21 protein-coding genes and 1 tRNA gene are annotated in these 22,783 nt (G+C 71.6%); 12 read left to right on the forward strand and 10 right to left on the reverse strand.

Annotated elements, in window-relative coordinates:
* The first annotated feature begins 34 nt into the window (after window positions 1-34).
* Window positions 35-1,360 (forward strand): tetratricopeptide repeat protein, encoded by a 1,326-nt coding sequence (locus AABA78_RS20625; protein ID WP_338264908.1) that lies wholly within the window; start codon window positions 35-37, stop codon window positions 1,358-1,360.
* Here AABA78_RS20625 and AABA78_RS20630 read toward each other — a convergent pair.
* The gene (locus tag AABA78_RS20630; protein ID WP_338264910.1) at window positions 1,341-2,660 is read right to left on the reverse strand and encodes a M16 family metallopeptidase; all 1,320 of its coding nucleotides are present in this window, start codon (window positions 2,658-2,660) and stop codon (window positions 1,341-1,343) included. The two genes, AABA78_RS20625 and AABA78_RS20630, sit on opposite strands and share 20 nt — an antisense overlap.
* Window positions 2,657-4,198 (reverse strand): sensor histidine kinase, encoded by a 1,542-nt coding sequence (locus tag AABA78_RS20635; protein WP_338264911.1) that lies wholly within the window; start codon window positions 4,196-4,198, stop codon window positions 2,657-2,659. Before AABA78_RS20635 ends, AABA78_RS20630 begins: the two co-directional genes overlap by 4 nt.
* A 123-nt stretch (window positions 4,199-4,321) precedes the next feature.
* On the opposite strand from AABA78_RS20635, the gene AABA78_RS20640 reads away from it, so the two are divergent.
* A complete protein-coding gene (locus AABA78_RS20640) occupies window positions 4,322-5,848 on the forward strand; it encodes a Kelch repeat-containing protein (RefSeq protein WP_338264913.1) in 1,527 nt (508 codons plus the stop codon).
* Window positions 5,849-5,930: 82 nt separating this feature from the next.
* Here the strand turns inward: AABA78_RS20640 and AABA78_RS20645 are convergent, their stop codons facing one another.
* Complete coding sequence (locus AABA78_RS20645) at window positions 5,931-7,004, reverse strand: cell envelope biogenesis protein TolA (RefSeq protein WP_338264914.1); 1,074 nt, start codon at window positions 7,002-7,004, stop codon at window positions 5,931-5,933.
* Window positions 7,005-7,181: 177 nt separating this feature from the next.
* Between AABA78_RS20645 and AABA78_RS20650 the strand changes: the two genes are divergently transcribed.
* Window positions 7,182-8,009 (forward strand): 2-oxo acid dehydrogenase subunit E2, encoded by an 828-nt coding sequence (locus tag AABA78_RS20650; protein WP_338264915.1) that lies wholly within the window; start codon window positions 7,182-7,184, stop codon window positions 8,007-8,009.
* A gap of 7 nt (window positions 8,010-8,016) precedes the next feature.
* Here AABA78_RS20650 and AABA78_RS20655 read toward each other — a convergent pair whose 3' ends face one another.
* Window positions 8,017-8,511 (reverse strand): MarR family winged helix-turn-helix transcriptional regulator, encoded by a 495-nt coding sequence (locus tag AABA78_RS20655; protein ID WP_338264916.1) that lies wholly within the window; start codon window positions 8,509-8,511, stop codon window positions 8,017-8,019.
* 97 nt (window positions 8,512-8,608) lie between these two features.
* Between AABA78_RS20655 and AABA78_RS20660 the strand changes: the two genes are divergently transcribed.
* Window positions 8,609-9,013 carry a nuclear transport factor 2 family protein gene (locus tag AABA78_RS20660; protein WP_338264918.1) on the forward strand — a complete coding sequence of 135 codons (405 nt, stop codon included), beginning with the start codon at window positions 8,609-8,611 and terminating at the stop codon, window positions 9,011-9,013.
* A 29-nt stretch (window positions 9,014-9,042) separates the two neighbouring features.
* On the opposite strand, the gene AABA78_RS20665 is transcribed toward AABA78_RS20660, so the two are convergent.
* A complete protein-coding gene (locus AABA78_RS20665; protein WP_338264920.1) occupies window positions 9,043-9,939 on the reverse strand; it encodes an AraC family transcriptional regulator in 897 nt (298 codons plus the stop codon).
* 109 nt (window positions 9,940-10,048) lie between these two features.
* Between AABA78_RS20665 and AABA78_RS20670 the strand changes: the two genes are divergently transcribed.
* Window positions 10,049-10,792 carry an SDR family oxidoreductase gene (locus tag AABA78_RS20670; protein ID WP_338264921.1) on the forward strand — a complete coding sequence of 248 codons (744 nt, stop codon included), beginning with the start codon at window positions 10,049-10,051 and terminating at the stop codon, window positions 10,790-10,792.
* 21 nt (window positions 10,793-10,813) lie between these two features.
* Here the strand turns inward: AABA78_RS20670 and AABA78_RS20675 are convergent, their stop codons facing one another.
* Together AABA78_RS20675 and AABA78_RS20680 are read right to left on the reverse strand one after the other, a co-directional pair.
* Entirely contained in the window at window positions 10,814-11,767 is a 954-nt protein-coding gene (locus AABA78_RS20675) for a zinc metalloprotease HtpX (protein ID WP_338264922.1), read from the reverse strand.
* A gap of 145 nt (window positions 11,768-11,912) precedes the next feature.
* Window positions 11,913-12,332, reverse strand: a complete 420-nt coding sequence (locus AABA78_RS20680) for a hypothetical protein (protein WP_338264923.1) — start codon at window positions 12,330-12,332, stop codon at window positions 11,913-11,915.
* A gap of 151 nt (window positions 12,333-12,483) precedes the next feature.
* On the opposite strand from AABA78_RS20680, the gene fni reads away from it, so the two are divergent.
* From fni to AABA78_RS20705, 5 genes are all read left to right on the forward strand, one after another.
* Window positions 12,484-13,542, forward strand: coding sequence for a type 2 isopentenyl-diphosphate Delta-isomerase (fni, locus tag AABA78_RS20685; RefSeq protein WP_338264924.1), 1,059 nt, complete (start codon window positions 12,484-12,486; stop codon window positions 13,540-13,542).
* A 33-nt stretch (window positions 13,543-13,575) separates the two neighbouring features.
* Window positions 13,576-14,904: a hydroxymethylglutaryl-CoA reductase, degradative gene (locus tag AABA78_RS20690; protein WP_171412938.1), complete on the forward strand. Its 1,329-nt coding sequence runs from the start codon at window positions 13,576-13,578 to the stop codon at window positions 14,902-14,904.
* A 94-nt stretch (window positions 14,905-14,998) separates the two neighbouring features.
* A complete protein-coding gene (mvk, locus tag AABA78_RS20695) occupies window positions 14,999-15,949 on the forward strand; it encodes a mevalonate kinase (RefSeq protein WP_120524279.1) in 951 nt (316 codons plus the stop codon).
* Window positions 15,946-16,932: a diphosphomevalonate decarboxylase gene (gene mvaD, locus AABA78_RS20700; protein ID WP_338264926.1), complete on the forward strand. Its 987-nt coding sequence runs from the start codon at window positions 15,946-15,948 to the stop codon at window positions 16,930-16,932. Before mvk ends, mvaD begins: the two co-directional genes overlap by 4 nt.
* A 92-nt stretch (window positions 16,933-17,024) precedes the next feature.
* The gene (locus tag AABA78_RS20705; RefSeq protein WP_338264928.1) at window positions 17,025-18,104 is read left to right on the forward strand and encodes a mevalonate kinase family protein; all 1,080 of its coding nucleotides are present in this window, start codon (window positions 17,025-17,027) and stop codon (window positions 18,102-18,104) included.
* Window positions 18,105-18,134: 30 nt separating this feature from the next.
* On the opposite strand, the gene omp85 is transcribed toward AABA78_RS20705, so the two are convergent.
* Window positions 18,135-19,313 (reverse strand): Omp85 family outer membrane protein, encoded by a 1,179-nt coding sequence (omp85, locus tag AABA78_RS20710; protein WP_171412942.1) that lies wholly within the window; start codon window positions 19,311-19,313, stop codon window positions 18,135-18,137.
* A gap of 153 nt (window positions 19,314-19,466) precedes the next feature.
* Here omp85 and AABA78_RS20715 point away from each other — a divergent pair, with 153 nt between their 5' ends.
* Window positions 19,467-21,059, forward strand: a complete 1,593-nt coding sequence (locus AABA78_RS20715) for an alkaline phosphatase family protein (RefSeq protein WP_338264929.1) — start codon at window positions 19,467-19,469, stop codon at window positions 21,057-21,059.
* Window positions 21,060-21,079: 20 nt separating this feature from the next.
* Window positions 21,080-22,162, forward strand: coding sequence for a lysylphosphatidylglycerol synthase transmembrane domain-containing protein (locus tag AABA78_RS20720; protein ID WP_338264930.1), 1,083 nt, complete (start codon window positions 21,080-21,082; stop codon window positions 22,160-22,162).
* Window positions 22,163-22,235: 73 nt separating this feature from the next.
* Here AABA78_RS20720 and AABA78_RS20725 read toward each other — a convergent pair.
* Together AABA78_RS20725 and AABA78_RS20730 are read right to left on the reverse strand one after the other, a co-directional pair.
* Window positions 22,236-22,319: transfer RNA gene (locus AABA78_RS20725), tRNA-Leu, on the reverse strand.
* An 84-nt stretch (window positions 22,320-22,403) separates the two neighbouring features.
* Window positions 22,404-22,781, reverse strand: a complete 378-nt coding sequence (locus AABA78_RS20730) for a 2Fe-2S iron-sulfur cluster-binding protein (protein WP_171412945.1) — start codon at window positions 22,779-22,781, stop codon at window positions 22,404-22,406.
* Window positions 22,782-22,783: the final 2 nt, after the last annotated feature.

Genomic DNA, 22,783 nt, shown 5'->3' on the forward strand with positions numbered 1-22,783 from the left:
GGAAGGATAACATCCGGTACCCTCTGCCTCAGCGATGCCCCCTCGATTTTTCCCCCGTCCTTGGACGCTCGTCCTGCTCCTGCCGCTCGCCTGCAAGGACCCGGAGACGGCGGCCGCGCAGAAGCAGGCCGTCCAGGTCCAGAACTCCCTCTCCGAGGGCCGTGACGCGCTCACGCAGGGCCAGTACGTCCGCGCCATCGCCGCGCTGCGGAAGGCCGCCAACGCCGCGCCGGAGAGCGTGGAGCCGCTCCTCCTGCTGGCCAGGGCCCACCAGGGCGCGGGCAACCCGGGCGCCGCCATCCTGACGCTCAAGCAGGCGGAAGGCCTCCTGCCCGGCACCGACCCCGTCATCCAGAAGCAGCTCGCGGACCTCTACCTGGGGGAAGGGCAGATTGCTCCGGCCATCTCCACGCTCGTGTCGCTGCGGGACGAGGGCAAGCTGTCCAACGAGGACATCCTGTCTCTGGCCCGCCTCCAGGCGCGGCAGGGGCACCCGGACGAGGGCTTCACCACGCTGGAGCGCATCCTCCGGGAGAACCCGGACGACGCCGCGACGAAGACGGTGGAGGCGGAAATCCTCCTCATGAAGGGCGAGGAGCTGCTCGCGGCCAACCTGATGGACCGCGTGCTCCAGGCCTCTCCCAGCTTCACGCCCGCGCGGCTGTTGCGCGCACGCTACTTCCTGATGAGCGGCGTCTACGACATGGCGGAGGCGGACCTGCAGGCCGTGCCGCCCGAGGACGCGGACACCACGGACGTGGTGGCGATGAAGGCCCGCGTGCTCATGGAGATGAAGCGCCCGGCGGAGGCCGAGGGCGCGCTCAAGAAGCTGGTGGAGGACGACGCGGACAACGCGGAGGCCATCGCGTGGCTCGCGGAAATCGTCTGCGCCCAGGGCCGCGCGTCGGAGGCCCAGCAGCTGGTGGACCGCGCGCTGCACCTGCGCCCGCGCTTCGCCCGCGCGCTGTACGTGCGCGGACGCGTGCTGGAGGAGCAGGGGGACGCGCGCGCGGCGGAGGACAGCTACCGCTTCGCCCTCAAGACGGAGCCCGCGTTCGCGCCCGCGCTGTCGCGCCTGTGGCGGCTGCACCTGAAGGCCGGCCGCAAGCCGGAGGCGCAGGAGGTCCTGGAGCGGCTGATGGGCCTGGGCGAGGGAACCGCGGAGGAGAAGGCCGCGCTCGCGAACCTCTACGCCCAGTTCGAGACGCAGCTGCCGCGCGGCAAGAAGCTCATCGAAGAGGTCCTGAAGCGCGAGCCGCAGAACCCCGAGTACCTGCGCATCCAGAAGGCCATCGACAAGGCGACGCCCAAGAAGAAGAAGGCCCCGTCGGGGCCCGTCATCATCCGCGGGCGGCGCTGACCGCGGCGGCGGAGGAGGGCAGCCCCTCCGCGTCCGCGACGACCTTCTCCAGCGCCTTGAGCCCCTTGCGCTGGCCCACCGCCACGACGAGCAGGTTCTCCCGCGTGAAGTAGCGCCGGGCCACCTCGCGCACCCGCGCGGCCGTCTGGCGGTCCACCTGATCCGCGCGGTGGCCGAACGTCTCCGGTGGGCGGAACAGCTCCACGCCGCCGAACCACCCGGCCAGCTCCCCCGGCGAGTCCTGGGAGAACTCCAACAGCATGCGGTGGCGGCGCTTGGCGCGGTTCAGCTCCTCCTCGCTCGCGTCCTTGTCGCAGAGCTCCGCGAGCACGCGCAGCGCTTCGGCCACCACGAGCGACGCCTTCTCCGGCGCGCTGGCCGCTTCAATCTCGAAGAGGCTGAGGTCGTGGTACGTGTCCAGCCCGGCCTGCACCGAGTACGCGAGGCCGCGCTTCTCCACGATTTCGAAGGGCAGCCGCGACGACAGCCCGTCGTCCAGCAGGCGCCGGAGGATTTGCAGCGCGGGGAAGTCCTCGTGCTGCTCCGGCACGGCGCGGAAGGTGAGCTTGAACTCCGTCTGCGACTCGTCGTGGGTGACGAAGTGGAAGTGCGGGCCGGGGCCCAGCAGGGGCGGCGCGCTCTCCGTGGTGGCGCTGCCCTTGGGCAGGTGGGCGAAGGCGCGCTCCGCCAGCTCCAGCACCTCCGAGTGCTTCACGCTGCCCGCCGCGGACACCACCAGGTTGCCGGCCACGTAGTGCCGGGCGAAGTGCTCCAGCACCTGGGCGTGGGTGAGGGCCTTCACGGACTCGGGGGTGCCGGCGATCTTGAGGGACAGCGGGTGGCCGGGGAACAGCAGCCGCTTGGACAGGTTGTCCAGGTCGATGTCGCGGCCCTTCTCGTCCACCTCGTCGAGCATCTCCTCCAGGATGATCTGCCGCTCCACCTCCATGTCGGTGAGGCGGGGGCGGGTGAGCATGTCGCCGATGACGTCCAGCCCCACCCGCAGGTGCGCCGGGTGCAGCGGGGTGTAGTAGTAGCCGTGGTCGCGGGTGGTGGCGCCGTTGAGGTTGCCGCCCACCTCCTCCACGGCGGCGTTCATCTTCACCGTGTCCGGCCAGCCCTCGCTCCCCCGGAAGAAGAGGTGCTCCAGGAAGTGGCTGACGCCGTTGTTCTCCACCGTCTCATGACGGCTGCCGGTCCGGATGTAGACGGCCAGCAGGGCGGTGTGCAGGTGGGGCGTTTCGACGGTGACGACGCGCAGCCCCGAGGGCAGCACGTCCCGGTACGGTGTAAAGCTCATGCGCAGGGAAGCCTTAACACGAAGGTCGTTCCCTGGCCGGGAATACTCTGGCAGGAGAGCGAGCCCCCGTGGGCCTGGAGGATCTGTTGGCTCACCGCGAGCCCCAGGCCCGTGCCGCCCTCCTTGGTGGTGAAGAAGGGCTCGAAGAGGTGGCGGCGGACCTCCTCCGTCATGCCGTTGCCGGTGTCGCGCACGGTCACCTCCACGTCGCCGTCGCGCGGGGCGGTGGCCACGGTGAGGGTCCCTCCGGTGGGCATGGCCTCGCGGCTGTTGCGCAGCAGGTTGAGGAACACCTGCCGCAGCTGCCCCTGGTCCGCGAGCACGCGGGGCGTGTCCGGCGCGAAGTCGCGCACCACCTCCACGCCCGCGCGCACCAGCTCCTCGCGGGTGAAGTCGAGCACGCCGTCGAGCACCGCGATGATGTCCTCCGGCTCCAGGTCCGGCCGGGCGGGGCGGGCCATGCGCAGGTACTGCTCGGTGACGTCGGTGAGGCGGTCCACCTCGTGGGTGACGGCGGAGAGCAGCTCGCGCGCCTCCGTGGCGGTGTCCTGCGAGTCGAACTTCGCGCTGTCCACCGCGTCCTGGAGCAGCTCCACGTTGAGGCCGATGGAGGACAGGGGGTTTCGCACCTCGTGGACGATTTGAGCGGAGATGCGGCCCACCGCGGCAAGCTGCTCCGCGCGCATCAGCGCCTCGGCCTGGGACTTGAGCTGGGCTTCACGCGCCTGGAGCGAGCGGGCCATCTGGTCGAACTCGCGCGCGAGCAGCGCGACCTCGTCCTCGCCGCGCACGCCCAGCTGGGCGGAGTAGTCACCGCGGCCGATGCGGGACACGCCTTCAATCAGGGTTCGCACCGGGCGCAGCGTGCGGGCGGACCACGCGGTGACGCCCACGCCCACGCCAATGGCCATGATGGACAGCGCGATGATGGTGAGGCCGGTGCGGCGCTCGCGCTCCTCCGCGCCGTCCACGCGCTCGCGGATGCGGTTGCCCAGCGTCGCGCGCAGCACGCGCAGCTCCCGGCCAATGGCGCTCTCCAACTGGCGCAGCTCGGCGGTGGCGCGCGCCACCTCCTGGCTCTCGGGGGACTCGGCCGCGAGCGCTTTGAACACGGCCTCCACCGCGTGGCCGTAGGCCTGGGAGTTGCGCGCCAGCTCCGCGAAGCGCGCGTCCAGCTCCTTCACGAAGGGCACCTCGCCCTCGGGGGCGAAGGTGAGCACCTCGCGGGCCTTGGCGCGGGCGGCCTCCAGGCGCTGGGCCATCTGGGGCGCGTAGTAGAGGCTCGCCAGGCGGATGAGCGCGCGGCGCGTCTCCACGCTGTTCTGCTCCAGCACGCGCTCGGTGTCCTTCTCCTGGCTGGTCTGGAAGGTCTCCAGCGCGGCGGCGTCCTGGGACAGCTGGAGGTAGCCCTGGCTGACCAGCCGTATCTCCAGCCGGTTGCGGTGCAGCTCCGCCACGCTGAACAGGGACACCGCCCCGAACGTCAGCAGCACCAGCGCGTAGCCCAGGAAGATGCGGGTGGCGAGCGAGAGCTTCATGGAGGAGGGGACAGGACATACGTCCTGGGGCGGGCGCATTACAGCGCAATCCCCGCCGCGCCGCCTGCTTCCGGCCGTCTGGACTCCACCCCTCCGGGGAGGGGGGCTGGTAGCGTCCACCGCATGGCTCCGCGCTTCGTCCGCTCCACGCTCCTCGCCGGCCTCGTGGCCCTCACCCCTGCCTGCGGGGAGAAGGAGGTCCGGCCCGGCCTGATCCTCCTCTCCGCGTCCTGTGCCGGCACCCAGCCCCTGGCCGGGGTGTCGCACCTGCGCTTCCGCGTGACGGGCCCGGGCCTCGACACGCCCCGGGAGCGGGTGTCGACGGTGAACTGGACCTGGGCGCGGGACGTGCCCACCGTTCCGCCTGGCGCCGACCGGGTGCTGGAGGTGCGGGCCTACGTGGGGGTACCGGATCAGGGCGGCCAGCTGGTGTCGCTGGGCCGCTCGCTGCCGTTCAGCGTGTTCGAGGGGGAGGATGAGCCGAACCCCCAGGTGCGAGTGCTCCTGCGGCGGCTGGGCGAGTTCGTGCCGGTGAACCGGGTGTCGGATCCGAGCAGCTGCTCGTTGCCGATGGAGGCGCGCGCGGCGCACACGGCCACGACGCTGCCTGATGGACGGGTGCTCATCGTCGGAGGCTATGCGCCCCGCGCGGACGGGACGCGGCCGGTGTCCGCGACCACGGAGGTGTTCGACCCGAGGGAAGGCACGTTCATCCCCGGTCGGGACGTGGGCGCGCGGGCCTTCCACACGGCGTCGCTGCTTCCGGACGGGAAGGTGCTGCTGACAGGGGGCGCTGAGTCCTTCGCTCCTGTGAAGTTGCAGCCCACGGCGCAGCTCCTGGACCCGATGACGGGCGCGAGGAGTGACCTGACGCCGAAGGTCGCGCGCTACCAGCACGCGGCGGCGGTGGACGCGGCAGGGCACGTGCTGCTGGTGGGCGGGCGTGCGGCGGACGGAAGCGGGGTGTTCACGGCGGAAGCCTTCGACAGTGCCTCCGGCCGCTTCGTCGACGTGGTCGGTGAGGTGCGCCGTGTCGACACGACGCTGACGGTGAGGGATGACGGAAAGACCTTCCTGCTGGCGGGCGGCGCGGACACCACGGGGCCTGATCCGAAGGTCCTGGCCCTCGGCTTCAACGGGACGGACCTGGAGCGCCTGGCGAACGTGCCGCCCCGGCTGCGCGTGCCCCGCGTGGGCGCCGCCGTGGCGGTGCTGGGACGGCCGGACGAATCCCCCCGCCCGTTGTTGATGGGCGGCTTCGACGGCGTGGATCCCTCCCAGGGAGCGCAGGCAGTGGGAGCCTCCGAGGTGCTGGAGAGCGAGACGACCGTTCGCGACGGCCCCACGCTGATGCCCCGGAGCAACCCGTGCGTGGTGTCGCTGCCGGACGGCCGGGTGATGGTGCTGGGAGGACGGGGCACGGGCATCGGCACGACGTACGCCGTCCCGTGGGTGGAGCTGATCACCCCGCACGCGGGCTCGCAGCCCACCGTGCTGGGCCTGCCGCTGATGCCGCAGCCGCGCGTGTGGCACACGTGCTCCGCGCTGCCGGACGGCTCCGTGCTCGTGGTGGGCGGCGTGGACGACAGCACCGGGGAGACCCGCCCCAACACCGAAGCCCTGGTGATGATGCCGCCGCCGCGCGACTGAACGGCGGGCCCCCGGAAACACGAAGGCCCCGCGTCCCGGTGAGGGGACGGCGGGGCCTGGGTGCTTCAGGCAGGGACGCGGATCAGGCGTTGGTCGGCGGGGCCTCGGTGGGCTTCGCCTCGCCCTCGGTGGACGCCGGGGCGGCGGCGGGGGCCTCCGTCGGCGTGGCCGGGGCGGCGGCGCGGGCCTCCGCTTCGGCGCGGGCGCGGGCCTGCTCGTCGCTGCGCTGGTCGCTGGCGGCGACCTCGTCCGGCGTCAGCTCCGTGCGGTCCGCGAGCATGCCCGTCTTCTTCTCCAGGTCCTTGATGGCCCGGCGAAGCAGGTCGCGCTCCAGCAGCGTGCGGTTGAGGCGCTTCTCCAGCGCCTTGTACTTGTCCTTGCCCAGGTCGGCCTCGGACTTCGTCACGGACAGGATGCGCGCCTGCGTGTCGGCGCGGCCCTTGAGCCGGCGCACTTCCTTCTCCAGCTCCGCGGCGCGCGCGCGGTCCTTGCTCGCCGCCTGCTCCAGCCGGTCCATCTTCTCGCGGTCCGCGTCGTTCAGCTCGCGGTATCGGCGCACGGGCTCCGCCGGGGCCACGGGCACGGGCGTCACGGACACCGCCGCGCTCACCACGGGCTCGCTCGCGGGCGCGGCGATCTGCTCCGTCGTCGCGGGGGCGACGGCCACGGGCGCGGACGTCTGCGCGGGGACGGCGGCGGCGGGGACTTCACGGCGGCGGGGGCTGTTGCGCGACTCGGTCTCCGCGCGCAGCCGGGCGTTCTCCGTCAGGGCCTGCGCCAGCTCCGAACGGGTCTGCTCCAGCTGGATGCTGGCGTTGCGCTCCACCTCTGCGCGGGCCTTGGCCAGGTCGTTCGAACCCTTGTCGCCTTCCTTCTGCTCGAAGAGCTTGCGCTTGGTCTGCTTGAGCTGCTCCTTGACCTCCTGGAGCTGCGCGCGCTGCTCGTCCAGCTCCTTCTGCTTGCGCTGGACCTCCGATTCCGCCTTCGCGCGCGCCTTGCTCTCGGACTCCAGCTCGCCCCGGAACGACGGCGCGGAAGAGGAAGAAGAGAGCGAGGAACGGCCCGCGTTGGCACCAGCGCCGCTCTTGTCTCCGAAGAGCAGCAGGCCGAGCGTCACCGCGAACCCGACCGATACGAGGATGAGTGCAACCAGCAAGGGAACGACCTCCACAGAAGGATGCAAAAAGCGGGGCAGCCTACCGCTGGGACATGGCGCGTCAAGGCTTCACTGGCAGGCAACCCGGCGGGCCCCGCCCACCGCGCCGGCCGGGCCGCGCCGTCCGCCCGTATTCCGGCTCCCCCATGAGCGCCGTCCTGGGGCACGCTCCCGTCCATGGCGCACCTGGAGCTGAAGCCGAAGCGGGACGTGTCGAGCTTCCGCAAGCTCGCCATCGGGAGCTGGACGACCGCGTATGACCCGACGGTCTACGGCACGCTGACGGTGCGCATGGACGCGGCGCTCGCCTGGCTGGATGCCTTCCACCAGCGCACCGGCGTGCGGCTCACCGCGACGCACCTGGTCCTCAAGGCCGTGGGGGAAGCCCTGCGCCGCTGCCCGGACGCCAACGCGCTGCTGCGCTACCAGCGCATCTACCTGCGCCAGCGCATCACCGTGTGCGCGGTGCTCCCCGGCGCGGATCAGCAGGGCCTCACGCCCGTACGCATCGAGGCCGTGGATCAGAAGTCCGTGCACGAGCTGGCGCTGGAGGTGGAAACCACCGCGGCGCGCGTGCGCGAGGGCCGGGACCCGCAGGTGGAACAGGGCCGGCGTCTCCTGGCGCGCGTGCCGCACCTGCTGCTGCACCGCTTCACCGGACTGGTGTCGTTCCTCACGTACACGCTGAACGTGGAGCCGTCATGGCTGGGACTGCCGAGGGATCCGTTCGGTTCGGCGGTGGTGGTGGACGTGGGCGCGCTGGGATTGGAGACGGCGTACCTGCCGCTGGCGCCGTTCACCCGCGTGCCCGTCTTCCTCGCGCCCGGCGCGGTGCGGGAGGTGGCGGTGGTGGAGGAGGGGAGGGTGGTGCCCGGCCACGTCATGAACATCAACGCGTCCTTCGACCACCGCTTCCTTGACGGCTACCACGCGGGTGTCATCGCCAGCACGCTGCGCGAGATGCTGGAGCACCCGGAGGAGTCCTTCGGCCCGCTGCCCGGATAGCCCTCGGTCAGCGGGGCTCGCGCACCCGCCGGCGCCGCACCGTCTCCGCACCGCCCAGCGACTCCAGCACCGCCGCGAGCACCCGGCGCGTCTCGTCAATCACCCGCGCCCCCTGCGAACGGCGGAAGCGGGTCTCGAGCTCCGCCCGGATGGCCCGCGTCGTGTCCACGGCGGCATGGCCCCGCTCGGACAGGCGGATCCGCCGCGTGCGCGCGTCCTCGGAAGGCGCCGCCTCCACGATGCCGAGCGTCCGCAGCTCCGCGACCGTCTTGGACGCCGCCTGCTGCGTCACGCCCAGCAGCTCCGCCAGCTCGCTGATGGTGCGCGCCCCCTCCAAGAGGTGCTGCACCACGTAGCCATGCCCCTGCCGCAGCCCCGGGAAGCCCGCCGCGTGCACCTGCTCCAGCACCAGCGCGTTCACCCGCATGCCCACGAAGAGGGCCAGATGTCCCAGGTCCAACGCCTCCAGCTCCGCACTTCCCCCACGCGCTCGACGTGCCATGGTCCCCCGTCTTGCATCCACAACTTCGGTTGTGCAATGACGGTTGTGAAACCGGGGTTGTGGAATTTCCTCCTCGCGCCCGGTCCAGGAGCCCGCCATGTCCCAGCCGTCGTCGAACCTGGAGCTCACCCGGCGCTATCTCCAGGCCCTCGAGGCGGGGGCGACCGGGGAGGCGCTCGCCGCCTTCTTCCACCCGGAGGTGCGCCAGCACGAGTACCCGAACCGCCTGACGCCCCAGGGGACGACGCGAGACCTGGCGGCGCTGCTGGTCTCCGCCGAGCGGGGCCAGAGGGCCGTGTCGGCCCAGCGCTACGAGGTGACGTCCGCGCTCTGCGTGGGGGACGCCGTGGCCTTGGAGGCGGAGTGGAGCGCGACGCTGCGGGTGCCCCTGGGGAGCCTGCCGGCGGGCGGGACGATGCGAGCATCGCTGGGCATGTTCTTCACCTTCCGCGACGGGCGCATCGCCTCCCAGCGCAACTACGACTGCTTCCAGCCCTTCTGACCGGGTGACGGGTAACGCCCGGGCCCGTGTCAGCTACCACGCGCGAAGCGTCCGGGAGGCTGGCCCACGTGCTTGCTGAACGCCGCGGTGAAGGTGCTCGCCGAGCTGTAGCCGACGTGCTCCGCCACTTCGGTGATGGTCAGCTCCCGGCCGCGGAGCAGTCTCCTCGCGACGGCCATCCGCCAGCCCAGGAGGTACTCCATGGGGGGCAGGCCCACGGTGCGCGTGAAGTGCTCGAAGAAGGCCGAGCGTGAGAACGCCGCGCTCTTCGCGAGCTGCGCCACGGTCCACGGACGCGTGAGGTGGCGGTGCATCTGCCGGATCGCGGGCGCGAGCCGCGCGTCAGCCAGTCCGCGCAGGAGCCCTGGAGGTGTCTCGCCGCTCGACGTCGACCGCAGCGCCTCGATGAGCAGCAACTCCACGAGCCGCGTCAGCACGAGGTCGCGCCCCGAGCGCTGCTCGCTCGTTTCGCCGCTGACGAGCTGAACCAGCGAGGAGAGCCGCTCCACGCCGCGGACATGCACCAGGGCTGGGAGCAACGACACCATCAGGGCCGCGTCCGGCGAGTCGAAGACGAAGTAACCGCCGAGCAGGCGCACGTCGGGGCGACCGCCGCGCCTGCCGTGACGGACCTCGCCCCTGGGAGAGGGGGCCACCTTGGGGTCGACGCGCTCGGGCCTCACCGGTTCGAAGCCCGAGATGGTGAAGCCCGGCGTCGCCGGCAGGAGCACGAAATCGCCTGCCTCGAGCGTGACGGCCGGCTGACCGTCGACGGCCAGCCGGCAGCGCCCTTCGAGCACGGCACAGAAGCTCGGTTGGCCGAAGTCGGAGTAGCGGACACCCCACGCGCCAGCTCCGCTGATGCCCTTCGAGAAGACGGCCCTGGGCTGGAGCAGCGCAATGACTTCCGACAGCGGGTCGGTCATGGCTGGACTCTAGCAAAAGAAATGCGGACTCCGCGTGGTGGAGCGTCCTGGATGCCGCGCGTACCTTGAGGACATCGACGCCGCACGCATCGCGGCAAAAGGAGTCGATATGAAGACGGTGCTCATCACGGGATGCTCTTCTGGTTACGGACTCGAGACGGCGCGCCATTTCCACGCCCAGGGCTGGAACGTGGTCGCCACCATGCGAACGCCGCGTGAGGATGTGCTCCCTGCCTCGGACCGGCTGCGCGTGGTGCCGCTCGACGTGACGAAGCCCGAGAGCATCGCCGCCGCGCTGGAGGCGAGCGGGCCCATCGACGTGCTCGTGAACAACGCGGGCATCGGGCTCATGGGCGCCTTCGAGGCCACTCCGATGGCCACGGTGCGCGAGGTATTCGAGACCAACGTCTTCGGCGTCATGGCGATGACGCAGGCGGTGCTGCCGCGGCTTCGCGCACGCAAGTCGGGAGTCATCGTGAACGTGACCTCCAGCGCGACCCTGGCCCCCATGCCACTGGTGGCCGTCTACACCGCGAGCAAGGTGGCCATCGAAGGGTTCACGGAGTCGCTCGCCTTCGAGCTTGAGACCTTCAACCTGCGCGTGAAGCTCGTCGAGCCGGGCTATTGCCCGGGCACCCGCTTCACGAGCAACGGCACCCCCCGGATGGAGGGGCTGTTCCCCGAAGCGTACGCGCCCTTCGCCCAGCGCATCTTCGCCTCGCTCGGACAGCCCTCCGAGGTGACGCGCGAGTCCGACGTGGCCGAGGCGATCTGGCGTGCCGCGAACGACACGTCAGGGACGCTCCGCTTCCCCGCCGGCCCCGACGCGGTGTCCCTGGCCCGCTCGGCCTGAGCGGGCCCAGGGCATCGAGGATCAGTACGCGTACTCCCAGCCGCCCCGGCCGCGCGCGCCCTGGCCCATGCGCGCGCTCATGTCGCGCAGCCGGCGCACGCGCTCCGGGATGGGCGGGTGCGTGGAGAACAGCGACATCACCCCGCCACGATGCAGTGGGTTGACGATGAACAGGTGCGACGTCGCGGGCGCCCGGTCGTACGGGATGGCCTCCGCGCTCCGCTCCATCTTCAGGAGCGCGCTCGCCAGCGCCTCCGGGTCGCCGCACAGCTCCGCGCCCGTGGCGTCGGCGCCGTACTCGCGCGAGCGGCTCACCGCCAATTGCAGCAGCGTGGCCGCGATGGGCGCCACCAGCAAGAGGCCCAGGTTGGACAGCGCCCCCGCGAGGCCGTCTTCGCGGTCGTCGCCGCGGCTGAGCATGCTGCCGCCGAACCAGAAGAGCATCTGCGCCGCGTAGCTGATGATGCCCGCGAGCGTCGCCGCCACCGTGCCGATGAGCGTGTCCCGGTTGCGCACGTGGCCAATCTCGTGCGCGAGCACGCCCTCCAGCTCACGCCGGTCCAGGATGTCCACGATGCCCGCCGTCACCGCGACAGCCGCGTGGCTCGGGTTGCGGCCCGTGGCGAACGCGTTGGGCTGCGCGGTAGGCAGCAGGTACACCTTCGGCTTCGGCATGCCCGCTCTCGCGGCCAGCCGCTCCACCATCTCGTGCAGCCACGGCGCCTGCTCGTACGCCAGCGGCTGTGCGCCGTGGATGGCCAGCGCGATGCGGTCGCTGAACCAGTACGAGCCGAAGTTCATCACCACCGCGAAGAGGCCCGCCATCGCCAGGCCCTGCGCGCCGCCCAGCCGCTGGCCGATGACGAGCACCAGCGCCGTCAAGCCCGCCAGCAGCACGGTCGTCTTCAATGCGTTGCCCAGCCGGTGCCACCCGCCGCCCTTGAGCGCCGGAGCCGCCGGTCCTCGGGATGTCATGTGGGGGTCACGCCGCGCCATGGTCCTCGTTCCGTGCCTTTCGCCCCGTCAAGGGGGCCACACGAAACGTAAGCAGGCGGGAGGGGGCGTCAACGTAACGGGTCCAGGCTACCCCGGAGGCCCATGGCCCCTGGGGCCGCTCGTCTCAAAGGTAGAAACGATCCGTCACGCCCGCCGTACGCTGGAGGATGGCGCTCCAACCGAGCCAGACATCAATGCCACTGTCGCCCGCCTTCGACTCGCTCCCCAGGGCACCGAGCGAGCCCGTGCAGCCCGCCACCGTGCCCAGCCCGGACTCGCGCACGTGCTCCAGGAGCGCGCGCGCGGTGGGCATGCCGCGCGCCTCGAAGCGGTCCGCCACGTCCTCGCGGCCGTTGAAGTCCGGCTCGTCCAGCCTGTCCATCAGGAAGCGTTCCAGGGCCCACCAGAACAGGTACACCTCCACGCGCCGTCCGGCCGCGGTCGCCGCCGCCGCGATGGAGAGCCCCTGGTGCACCCGGTCGTATTCGCCACTGTGCAGGAAGACGACGACCCTGTTCTCCGGCGTGCTCACGCGGTGGCTCATACCGTCCAGAAGCCACCGCGTCCATCCGCGCCCCGGGGGCGACCGCTGGGGCCCTTTGGCTTGCACCTCGGCCCGGGCACTTGCTAGGAACCCAGGGACCTTCCAGGCTTACACGTTTTTTGCAACGACAGCGCGGGCGGCACTGAGGGACATGGGCGACGAGACGACAGCCAGGCGGAAGGATGCCCACCTCGACCTGTGCGCGACCGGCGACGTGGAGCCGGCACAGAACTCCACGTTGCTGGAGCACGTGCACCTCATCCACTGCGCCATGCCGGAGATGGCCGTGGAGGACGTGGACCTGTCCACGCCGTTCCTGGGCAAGCGGCTCCAGGCGCCGCTGCTCGTCACCGGGATGACGGGCGGCACCGACCGTGCGGGCGCCGTGAACCGGGACCTGGCGCTGCTCGCCGAGCGGCACGGCCTGGCCTTCGGCGTGGGCAGCCAGCGCGCGATGTCGGAGGACAGCGCTCGCGCGGCGTCCTACGCGGTGCGCGACGTGGCGCCCACGGTGGCGCTGCTGGGCAACATCGGGCTGTACCAGGCCATTGGCCTGGGCGTGGACGGCGTGCGGCGGCTGATGGACGCCATCGGCGCGGACGGCATGGCGCTGCACTTGAACGCGGGCCAGGAGCTGACGCAGCCTGAGGGCGACCGCGACTTCCGGGGCGGCTACCGCGTGGTGGAGGAGCTGTCGCGGGCCTTCGGCGACCGGCTGCTGGTGAAGGAGACCGGGTGCGGCATCGGCCCGGACGTGGCGCGGCGGCTGGTGGAGCTGGGCGTGCGCAACGTGGACGTCTCCGGGCTGGGCGGCACGTCGTGGGTGCGCGTGGAGCAGCTTCGCGCGGCGGGCCCGCAGGCCCAGGTGGGCGCGGAGTTCAGCGGCTGGGGCATCCCCACCGCGGCGGCCATCGCCAGCGTGCGCAAGGCGGTGGGGCCGGAGGTACGGCTGGTGGCCAGCGGCGGGGTACGCGGCGGGCTGGAGTCCGCGAAGGTGCTCGCGCTGGGCGCGGACCTGGCGGGCATGGCGCTGCCGCTGTTCCGGGCCCAGCAGCAGGGCGGACTGCCGGCCGCGGAGGAGGCGCTCAAGGTCATCCTCACCGGCCTGCGGCAGGCGCTGGTCCTGACGGGCAGCCGCTCCGTCGCGCAATTGCGGCAGCGGCCCCGCGTGTTGACCGGCGCATTGAAGGATTGGTTGGCGGCGTTGTGATGCAGGGTGGATCCCAGGTTGGGAAGGAAGAACATGTCTGACACCGTGACGTCCCGGCTCGCCGGATTCCACAAGCTGCCCCTGGAGGAGCGTCTGGCGCGCATCGGCCAGATGTTCCGGCTGACCGAGGCGGAGCTGGAGCAGCTGCGCGGCGAGAGCGGCCTGGACCTGTCGACCGCCAACCAGATGATCGAAAACGCGGTGGGTACGTTCTCCCTGCCGCTGGGCCTGGGCTTGAACCTCAACGTCAACGGGCGCGACTACCTGGTGCCCATGGCGGTGGAGGAGCCCTCCGTCGTCGCGGCGGTGTCGTTCGCGTCGAAGATCGTCCGCGAGGCGGGCGGCTTCGTCGCGGAGGCCGACGAGTCGATGATGATCGGCCAGGTGCAGGTCTCCAACTACGGGGACGCCGGCATCGCGCGCGAGCGGATTTTGGACGCGAAGGAGCAGATCCTCGCCCTGGCCAACAGCTTCCACCCGGCCATGGTGGCCCGCGGCGGCGGCGCGAAGGACGTGGAGGTGCGCCTCTTGCCCGCGCCGGAGGGGCCGCGCGGGGAGCCGCTGCTCATCGTCCACCTGCTCATCGACGCGCAGGAGGCGATGGGGGCGAACCTCATCAACACCATGGCGGAGGGCGTGGCGCCGCTGATTGAACAGGTCACGGGCGGCCGGGTCTACCTGCGCATCCTGTCGAACCTGGCGGACAAGCGGCTGGCGCGCGCCACGTGCCGCATCCCGCTGCCGCTCCTGGCGGACTTCGGCCTGCCGGGCGAGGAGATCGCCGAGGGCATCGCCCAGGCGAGCCGCTTCGCGGAAGCCGACCCGTACCGCGCCGCCACGCACAACAAGGGCGTGATGAACGGCATCGACGCGGTGGCCATCGCCACGGGGCAGGACTGGCGCTCCATCGAAGCGGGCGCGCACGCGTTCGCGTGCCGGGGCGGGCAGTACCGGCCGCTGTCCACCTGGTACCTGGAGGAAGGGCACCTCGTCGGCCGCATCGAGCTGCCGCTGGCGCTGGGCATGGTGGGCGGCCCCATCAAGATCCACCCCGGCGCGCAGGTGGCGCTCAAGCTGATGCGCGCGACCAGCGTGCGTGAGCTGTCCATGGTGTTCGCGGCGGTGGGCCTGGCGCAGAACTTCGCGGCGCTGCGGGCCCTGGGGTCCGTGGGCATCCAGAAGGGCCACATGGCCATGCACGCGCGCAGCGTCGCCGTCACGGCGGGCGCGCGCGGCGGGGACGTGGAGAAGGTGGCCAACCTGCTGGTGAAGGCGGGGCACGTGAAGGTGGAGAAGGCGCGCGAAATCCTCGCGAGCCTGCCCCCGGAGACGCCCGCCATCGCCACCCTCACCAACGGCTGACGTCCGCCCCCGGAGCGCTCCTTTCGCGGGAGCGCTTGACGCAGTGGGGCGTGGCGCGGAAAGAAAGCGCCCGTCCCTTCGCCTGCCTGGTGCCATGACTCCCGCAAAGAATCCCCTGGTCGCCTTCGGTGCCGGCAAGGTCATCCTGCTGGGTGAGCACAGCGTGGTGTACGGCTACCCGGCCATCGCCGGCCCCCTCACCATCGGAGTGGTGGCGCGCGGCATGCCGTCCCGCTCGTGCGTGCTGGACGTGCCGGTGACGGCGGACGCGGCGCAGAAGCGGATGATGCGCAAGGCCTTCGCGCGGGCGGCGAAGCTGGTGGGCGAGCCGAAGGTGAAGGTGACGCTGGAGCCGCAGCTGCCGCTGTCCGCGGGGCTGGGCAGCTCCGCGGCGCTGGCGGTGGCCACCTCCCGCGTGCTGCTCCAGGCGGCGGGGCAGGCGCCCACGGCGAAGGCGACGGCGCGGCTGGCGTGGGAGATGGAGCAGGAGTTCCATGGCACGCCGTCGGGCGTGGACCACACCACCAGCGCGGAGGAGAAGCTCATCCTCTACCGGCGGGTGCAGGCGCCGGCGGGCGTCACCGGGCGGGCGCGCGAACTGAAGAGCCCGCGGCCGGTGTCGGTGGTGGTGGCGCTGGCGGGCGCGCGCAGTCCCACGAAGCTGACGGTGGGGGCGCTGCGCGAGCGGCAGGCGCGGTGGCCGGAGCGCTACAAGCGGCTCTTCGGTCAGGTGGGGAGGCTCGTCACCGACGCGGCGAAGGCGGTGGAGGCGGGCGACCTGGAGGGGCTGGGGGACGCGATGAACGTCAACCAGGGCCTCCTGAACGCGCTGGGACTTTCGTCGCCAGCGTTGGAGGACATGGTGTTCCGGCTGCGCTCGCTGGGCGCGCTGGGCGCCAAATTCACGGGAGCGGGAGGTGACGGTGGCGCGGTCATCGGCCTCTTCTCCGAACCGGAGCCCGTGGTCGCGCGACTGACGCGCGATGGCGTGCGCTGCTTCGCGAGCCAGCTCGCGGGGCCGCGGGCCCAGGGAGACATTCCATGAAGGCAACGGTCCGGGCGCATCCCAACATCGCGCTCGTGAAGTACTGGGGGAAGCGGGACGACGCGCTCATCCTCCCGCATCAGTCCAGCCTGTCGCTGACGCTGGCGCCCATCCACGTGACGACGACGGTGGAGTTCGGCGCGCAGTCTGACACGGTGGAACTGCACGGCCACGCGGCGAAGGGCAGCGAGCGCGACCGCGTGCTGCGCCTGCTGGACGCGGTGCGCGTGCAGGCGGGGCGCGACCTGGGGCCCGCGAAGGTGGTCTCGCGCGGGGACTTCCCGATGGCGGCGGGCCTGGCGAGCAGCGCGGCGGGCTTCGCGGCGCTGGCGGTGGCGGGGCGCGCGGCGGCGGGGCTGCCGCAGGACACGCGGGCGTCCAGCATCCTGGCGCGGCGGGGCAGCGGCTCCGCGTGCCGCAGCGTGCAGGGCGGCTTCTGCGAGTGGCAGCGCGGCGAGCGCGCGGACGGCGAGGACAGCTACGCCCTCCAGCGCTTCGACGCGGGGCACTGGGCGGACCTGCGCATGGTGGTGGCCATCCTCGACCGCGGCGAGAAGGAGGTGAAGTCGCGGGACGGGATGAAGAACACGGTGGAGACCAGCCCCTACTACCCGGCGTGGGTGAAGGACGCGGAGGCGGAGGTGCCCCGCGCCCGCGAGCTCATCGCGAGGAAGGACCTGGAGGCGCTGGGCGAGCTGTGCGAGCGCAACGCGTGGCGGATGCACAGCACCTCGCTCGCGGCGGATCCGCCGCTCTGCTACCTGAACTCCTCGACGCTGGGACTCATCCAGCACCTGCGCGAGCAGCGCAAGAAGGGCGTGCCGGTGTGGTTCACGCTCGACGCGGGCCCGAACCCGGTGCTGCTGACGGACGCGGCCCACGAGGTCGCGGCCGAGGCCCTGGCCCGCGCCTGCGGCGCCGTGGACGTGGTGCGCTGCGTGCCCGGCGGGGACGCGACGCTGCTCTCCGAGCACCTGTTCTGACGGCGTTTCGCTCGCTGCTCCTGGTGGAGTGATTCCAACGCATGTGCCGGGCCGGAGCACGGCCCGCCGCGCATGCACGAGGTGACACACGGATGGACCGAGCGCTCTCCGCCCCGGGCAAGCTGTTCATCTCCGGCGAGTACGCCGTGCTGTGGGGCGGCGTATCGCGCCTCGCCGCCGTCGCACCGCGCACGGCCGCCTACGTGCGCAGGCGTCAGGACTCGCGCGTGCACATCTGCCTGGAGGAGGGGACCCTCCAGGGGCTCACCACGCCTCGGGGCGTGAAGTGGGACCGCGACGTGCCCGCCGGCTTCTCCTTCGTCGCCCGCACGCTGGATGAGGCCCTGCGCGCTCACGGCCGCGCGAGCGTGGGCTTCGACGTCGCGGTGGCGCCGGGCGCGCTGGGCCCGGGCGGCCACAAGCTGGGCATCGGCGGCAGTGCCTCCGCGACGGTGCTCGCCGCGGAGGCCGCGCGCTACGTGCTCGAAGAGAAGTTCGACGTGCTCAAGCTCGCGCTCACCGCGCACACGCTGGGGCAGGGCGGCAAGGGCAGCGGCGGCGACGTGGCCACGAGCTTCGCGGGCGGTGCCGTGCGCTACCGGCGCTACGACATCACCGCGCTCGCGAGCGCCGCCAACACCGGCCGCTTCAACGCCGCGCTCGCTGAATCTCCTCCCGTGGACCTCTGGCGCATGCCCGTGCCGCGCGTGTCCATGCTCTACGCCTTCACCGGCGAGAGCGCGTCCACGAAGCTCCTCATCGACCAGGTGGAGGCCCGGCTCGCGGAGGCCGGTCGCAAGACCTTCGTGGAGCGCTCGGATGCGCTGGGCCATGCGATTGAAGACGGCCTGGGCGGCGGCGACTTCCGCGCGTTCTCCGAGGCCGTGAAGGCCCAGCACGCGCTGCTCCTGGAGCTGGGCCCGCTGGAGACCGAAGGCATGCGCCGCGTGCTGGCCATCGCCGCGTCCTACCACTGCGCGGGCAAGCTCTCCGGCGCGGGCGGCGGCGACGGCTGCATCCTCTTCGCCCCGGACGCGGAGGCACGTGAAGCCCTGCGCCAGGGGCTGGAGTCGCGCGGCTTCCTCACGCTGACGCTGGACGTGGAGCCCGGCGTGCGCGGCGAAGCGCAGGCGGACGCGCGGCTTCGCGGCTGGGTGGACGCGCTCACCTGAAAACAGCGCGGCGCGCGTCCGGGCCCGCCGTTAAAACATGTGACCGAACGTGATGTAGAAGCGCTGACGGCCCGTCTCGGTGGAGCGCGCGTAGTCCATGCGCACCACGGCCGCGCGGCGCGAGAAGCGCAGGCCGCCGCCGATGCCCGGGTGCCACTCATGCCACTTGCCGTCCGTCACGCCCGGATGCCACACGCGGCCCAGGTCCAGGAACACCACCGCGCCCAGCGCCAGCGGCTGCCCGAAGAAGGCCATCCGCGCCGCCTGGAAGCGCAACTCGGAGTTGCTGAAGGCCTTCACGTTGCCGGCGAAGCGGTTGCGCTCGATGCCGCGCACGCTGCCCATGCCGCCAATGCCCTCGGTCACGTTGACGCCGCCCGTCGTCATCCACTCGAAGAACGGCACCTCGCCGAACAGCATGTCCAGGGTGAGCCGCTGCGCGAAGACGAGCCGCGGCGTAATCCGGATGTATCGGCGCTCGCTCAGCGTCACGCCCGCGTACTGGTAGCGGCTGAAGGTGGCCAGGCCCGACACGCGCAGCGCCACCTCCTCCACGCCACCGGACGTCGGGTCGGACTCGTCGTCGCGCGTGTCCCAGAGCGCGCCCGCGAGCAGCTGCCCGCTGGGCCCGCCCTCGATGCCGATGGGCCGCTCCTGCGCCAGGATGGACGTCTCGTAGGGTGACACGCGGGTGTAGCGCCAGCCGTAGCCCACGTACGACTGGAACGGGTGCTTCTCACCGAAGGGCCGCCCGCGCAGCCGCACCCAGAGGCCCGGCGAGCCCTTGTCGTAGTTGTACTTCTGGTCGTCCACGTCGCCCCGGAAGTCGGGGGCGGACAGATTGCCCGCTCCGAAGAAGGGGCTGCTCTTCTCCTGCCGGTACTCCAGCCGTCCCTCCAGCCGCAGGGGCCCCAGCAACTGCGGCCCGTCGTAGCGGAGGTAATGATTCATGGCGCCGCGCGCGGTGAAGAACACCTGCGCGGACAGGGCATGCGCATAGGGCGCCTTGGTGCCGTCGCCGTACAGGTACATGCCGCCCACGGCGCCGTAGCCGAAGCCCTGGTCCGAGCTGAAGGACAGCAACGGCAGGGCGATGCCGTCCATCGTCGGCGTGTGCTTCACCGGCGAGAGGCCGGGCGCGGTGCGGCCCGTCGCCATGGCGCTCAGCGACAGCAGCATGAAGAACAGGAAGAGGACTGGAGCCAGCATCGAAACCCCGTGAAGCCCCGAGGGGGCGCATCGATTCCAGCCCGGGACAGGAACCCATTCCGCCCGCCTGCTCTCCAAGAGAGCAGCGCGGCCTCGGAAGCTCCTGTCCCCCTGAATGCCCATTTTGCCTTGGGGGATGGGGGAGCCGTCAACGTGCGCGAAAGTCTCAACGAGCTTGTCAGCGAGAATTCACGAAATTGGGCGAATACCCTCGTCCGGAGGATTGGATCGAAAGTTCCGCCCGTGGCGGCGCGTCGGCCCCGGAACGCTCTGCTCGTCCACCTGGACGGGGTGCCCAAGGCGCTGCTCGACGAAGCCATTGTGACGGGGCGGATGCCCTTTGTCGCACAGCTCGTCCGCTCTGGCGCGTATCACCTGGAGAACGCGTTCTGGGGCGCGCCCACGTCCACGCCCTTCTTCCAGGCGGGGCTGCTCTACGGGCTGCAACACCCCAACCTGCCGGGCTACAGCTGGTACGACCGCGCGCTCGGCCGCAAGGTGCAGATGAACACGCCGGGCGACGCGATGGCCATCGACGCGCGCCTGCGCGGCCACGGCCGCACGAGCCTGTTGGATCACGGCGGGCACACCTACTTCTCGCTCTTCCACGCGGGCGCCATGAACCGCATGTGCATGAGCACGCTGTCCAGCTTCAAGCTCATGGCGCGCTCGTTCGCGTACGAGATGCAGGGCCTGGGGTCCGCCCGCACGAAGGGCGCATGGGACTTCCTGCGTTCCTTCGGCATGGAGTCCTGGCACGCCGTGCGCGAGGTGCGTCAGTGGGCGCGCGCCCTCAACGACTGGCGCCACGAGCAGGGCTTCCTCGTGAGCCGCATCCTCCTCCAGCGGTTGGGCTGGAGCTTCGCGCACACCAAGTCCCTGGTGGACATGGTGCGCGGCGTGCCGCTCATCTACCTGGTCTACGGCAACTACGATGAGGTGGCGCACCGCCGGGGCCCGCGCTCGGAGCTGGCGCTGCAGGAGCTCTACCGGGTCGACGCGTCGCTGGCGGAGCTGTTCGCCGTGGCCCGCGCCGCGCCGGAGCCCTACGACGTCATCCTCCTGTCCGACCACGGCCACGTGGACAGCCTGCCCCTGGAGCAGCGCCAGGGCCGGCGCCTGGAGGCCGTCCTCTTCCAGGGCGAAGTGCCGCCGCTGCGCGACGACGTGCGCCGGGGCCTGCTGGATGGCCGCGCGCCCCCGGCTGCGGACACCGCCGCGCGCGAGCCCTTCATCCCCGTGGTGGTGGAGGCCGGCAACTTCGCCCACGTGTACCTGAGCGGACGGCCCGCGCCGCTGGAGGCGCGCGAGCTGCTGGCGCGGCACCCGGAGGTGCTGGCGCGAGTGACGAACAACCCGGACATCGGCATGGTGGCGATGCGCCGGGGCGCGGAGGCGGTGGTGGTGATGGGCGGGGGCGTCTACGGCGCGGCGGACCTGGACCGCGCGCCGCTCACCACCGAGTACAGCCGGCGCGCCGTGGCGGACTTCCTCCACGGGCTGCCGCGCATGGACACCGCGGGGGACCTGGTCCTCTTTGGTGAGGCCGTCCAGAAGGGCGGCACGGTGGGCTTCGCGTGGGAGTTCGGCTCGCACGGCGGCCTCACGCGCGTGGAGTCCGACAGCCTGGTGATGTGGCCCGCCCACGGCCCGGTGGACCTGTCCGGCCTCAGCCACTGCGCGCGGCTGCACGAGCGGCTGGCGGAGGCGTACCTGGACACCGGCTCACCGCGGATCCTGCATTGACCATGACGAAGGGGAGGACCATGCGGCTTCCCAACGCCGGTGGACGCACGTGGCTCAAGGTGCTGGGCGGGGTGGTGGGACTTGTCCTGTCCGTGCTCCTGCTCTCCACCGCGTTCTTCAAGTGGAACCTGCACGGGCCGGGGTCCCTGCTGATTCCGCGCTTCCCGCTGGGGAAGTTCGTCCGGGACCTGCCGGGGCACCTGGTGTGGCTGGTGCCGTTCATGCTGCTGCAGGCGTCGCTCGTGCCGCTGAGGGCGGTGCAGTGGCAGGCCACGCTGCGCAAGCCCATCCCGTTCCGCGACCGCTTCCACCTGGTGGGCATTGGCGTCTTCGTGCACAACGCGCTGCCGGGGAAGCTGGGGGAGGTGACGCGCTCCTTCCTCCTGTCGCGCACACACAAGCTGCCCTTCATCCGGTGCCTGGGCTCCGTGGGCGTGTGCAAGCTGATGGAGTTCGCCTGCCTGATGCTGCTGGTGGCCCTGTCCTTCCTGGGCCCCTTCGGTGAGACCATGGCCCACTTCCGCACGGAGATGGAGGTGGCGGTGTCGCTGTGCATCGGCCTGGTGGCCCTGGTGGTGCTGCTGGCCCACTGGGCGGCGCCGCTGGGCCGCTGGCTGCACCAGCGCCACAGCCTGCCCCGCGTGGACAGCTTCCTCAGCCACGTGGGCGAGGGCCTGGGCACCGCGCGCTCCTTCAAGGGCATGGCGAGGGTGTTCTTCTTCTCCATCTTCCCCGTGTTCGCCTCCGCGCTGGCGTACGGCCTGGCGCTGCACGGCGTGCGCATCCCCGGGGGCCTCTTCGCGGGCGCCGTCGTGCTGGGCGCCATCTCCCTGGGGCAGGCGCTGCCGGGCGTCCCGGCGGGCATGGGCATCTACTACTTCGTGACGAGCTGGGCGGCGCGCTCGCTGGGCTCCAGCCCGGAGGACGCGGCGGCCTTCGCCACGCTCACCCACCTGGGCACCGTCATCAGCCAGGTGGCCGTGGGCGCGTGGTCCGTGCACCGCTCCAAGCTGCGGATCCGCGACCTGCGCAAGGGCGGCCGGCTGGCCAACGCCGCCGCGCACCACGTGGCGCATGAAGCGGTGGAGCCCGCGCCGCCCTGAAGCCCGCGAAGAGGGCAGGGCCGCAAAACAAAAAGGGCCCCGACTTGTGGTCGGGGCCCTTCTTTTTACTTCATGCCCAGGAGAGGACTCGAACCTCCATGCCCTTGCAGGCGCTAGACCCTGAATCTAGTGTGTCTACCAATTCCACCACCTGGGCAGGTGGCTCGCGGTGCCTTGCGGCGCCGCGATGGGCGAGACGTATAAAGAACCTCCTCCGCCCGGTCAAGCACCCTTTTTCAGCCTACTTCTTCAGGGGCCAGCGGCCCTCGGACTCGAGCTGCCGGCGGATGGCCGGGTTCTCGTCCATGAAGGCGACCAGGGACTCCTCGGTGATCTCCACCGTGACGTCCTCGGCGCCCACTTCCGTCTGGCAGGACAGGCGGGAATAGGGCCGGACGTCGAAGCCCATGTCCAGGCGGTCCATCTCGTCGTCCCGCTGCTCGCTCAGCGAGTCCAGGCCCTTGCGGACCCAGACGTGGCAGGTGGAGCACCCGCACACGCCGCCGCAGCTGTGGCCCACCTGGGCCTCGCCCTTCTCCGCGGCGTCCAGCAGGGTGGTGCCCGGGGGCACGTCCACGGCGACCTCGGCCAGGGGGCTCTTGAAGGTGACCTTGGGCACGG

Origin of the sequence: Corallococcus caeni, assembly GCF_036245865.1 — a bacterium.
Lineage (GTDB): Bacteria > Myxococcota > Myxococcia > Myxococcales > Myxococcaceae > Corallococcus > Corallococcus caeni.

What these genes read in the sequence shown, in the direction of transcription:
- AABA78_RS20675 (WP_338264922.1), bottom strand. Translation starts at nt 11,767, where the DNA reads ATGACATCCCGAGGACCGGCGGCTCCGGCGCTCAAGGGCGGCGGGTGG.
- AABA78_RS20705 (WP_338264928.1), top strand. Translation starts at nt 17,025, where the DNA reads ATGGACCGAGCGCTCTCCGCCCCGGGCAAGCTGTTCATCTCCGGCGAG.
- mvk (WP_120524279.1), top strand. Translation starts at nt 14,999, where the DNA reads ATGACTCCCGCAAAGAATCCCCTGGTCGCCTTCGGTGCCGGCAAGGTC.
- AABA78_RS20635 (WP_338264911.1), bottom strand. Translation starts at nt 4,198, where the DNA reads ATGAAGCTCTCGCTCGCCACCCGCATCTTCCTGGGCTACGCGCTGGTG.
- AABA78_RS20660 (WP_338264918.1), top strand. Translation starts at nt 8,609, where the DNA reads ATGTCCCAGCCGTCGTCGAACCTGGAGCTCACCCGGCGCTATCTCCAG.
- AABA78_RS20690 (WP_171412938.1), top strand. Translation starts at nt 13,576, where the DNA reads ATGTCTGACACCGTGACGTCCCGGCTCGCCGGATTCCACAAGCTGCCC.
- AABA78_RS20665 (WP_338264920.1), bottom strand. Translation starts at nt 9,939, where the DNA reads ATGACCGACCCGCTGTCGGAAGTCATTGCGCTGCTCCAGCCCAGGGCC.
- AABA78_RS20655 (WP_338264916.1), bottom strand. Translation starts at nt 8,511, where the DNA reads ATGGCACGTCGAGCGCGTGGGGGAAGTGCGGAGCTGGAGGCGTTGGAC.
- AABA78_RS20640 (WP_338264913.1), top strand. Translation starts at nt 4,322, where the DNA reads ATGGCTCCGCGCTTCGTCCGCTCCACGCTCCTCGCCGGCCTCGTGGCC.
- AABA78_RS20720 (WP_338264930.1), top strand. Translation starts at nt 21,080, where the DNA reads ATGCGGCTTCCCAACGCCGGTGGACGCACGTGGCTCAAGGTGCTGGGC.
- AABA78_RS20630 (WP_338264910.1), bottom strand. Translation starts at nt 2,660, where the DNA reads ATGAGCTTTACACCGTACCGGGACGTGCTGCCCTCGGGGCTGCGCGTC.
- AABA78_RS20650 (WP_338264915.1), top strand. Translation starts at nt 7,182, where the DNA reads ATGGCGCACCTGGAGCTGAAGCCGAAGCGGGACGTGTCGAGCTTCCGC.
- AABA78_RS20680 (WP_338264923.1), bottom strand. Translation starts at nt 12,332, where the DNA reads ATGAGCCACCGCGTGAGCACGCCGGAGAACAGGGTCGTCGTCTTCCTG.
- omp85 (WP_171412942.1), bottom strand. Translation starts at nt 19,313, where the DNA reads ATGCTGGCTCCAGTCCTCTTCCTGTTCTTCATGCTGCTGTCGCTGAGC.
- AABA78_RS20670 (WP_338264921.1), top strand. Translation starts at nt 10,049, where the DNA reads ATGAAGACGGTGCTCATCACGGGATGCTCTTCTGGTTACGGACTCGAG.
- fni (WP_338264924.1), top strand. Translation starts at nt 12,484, where the DNA reads ATGGGCGACGAGACGACAGCCAGGCGGAAGGATGCCCACCTCGACCTG.
- mvaD (WP_338264926.1), top strand. Translation starts at nt 15,946, where the DNA reads ATGAAGGCAACGGTCCGGGCGCATCCCAACATCGCGCTCGTGAAGTAC.
- AABA78_RS20625 (WP_338264908.1), top strand. Translation starts at nt 35, where the DNA reads ATGCCCCCTCGATTTTTCCCCCGTCCTTGGACGCTCGTCCTGCTCCTG.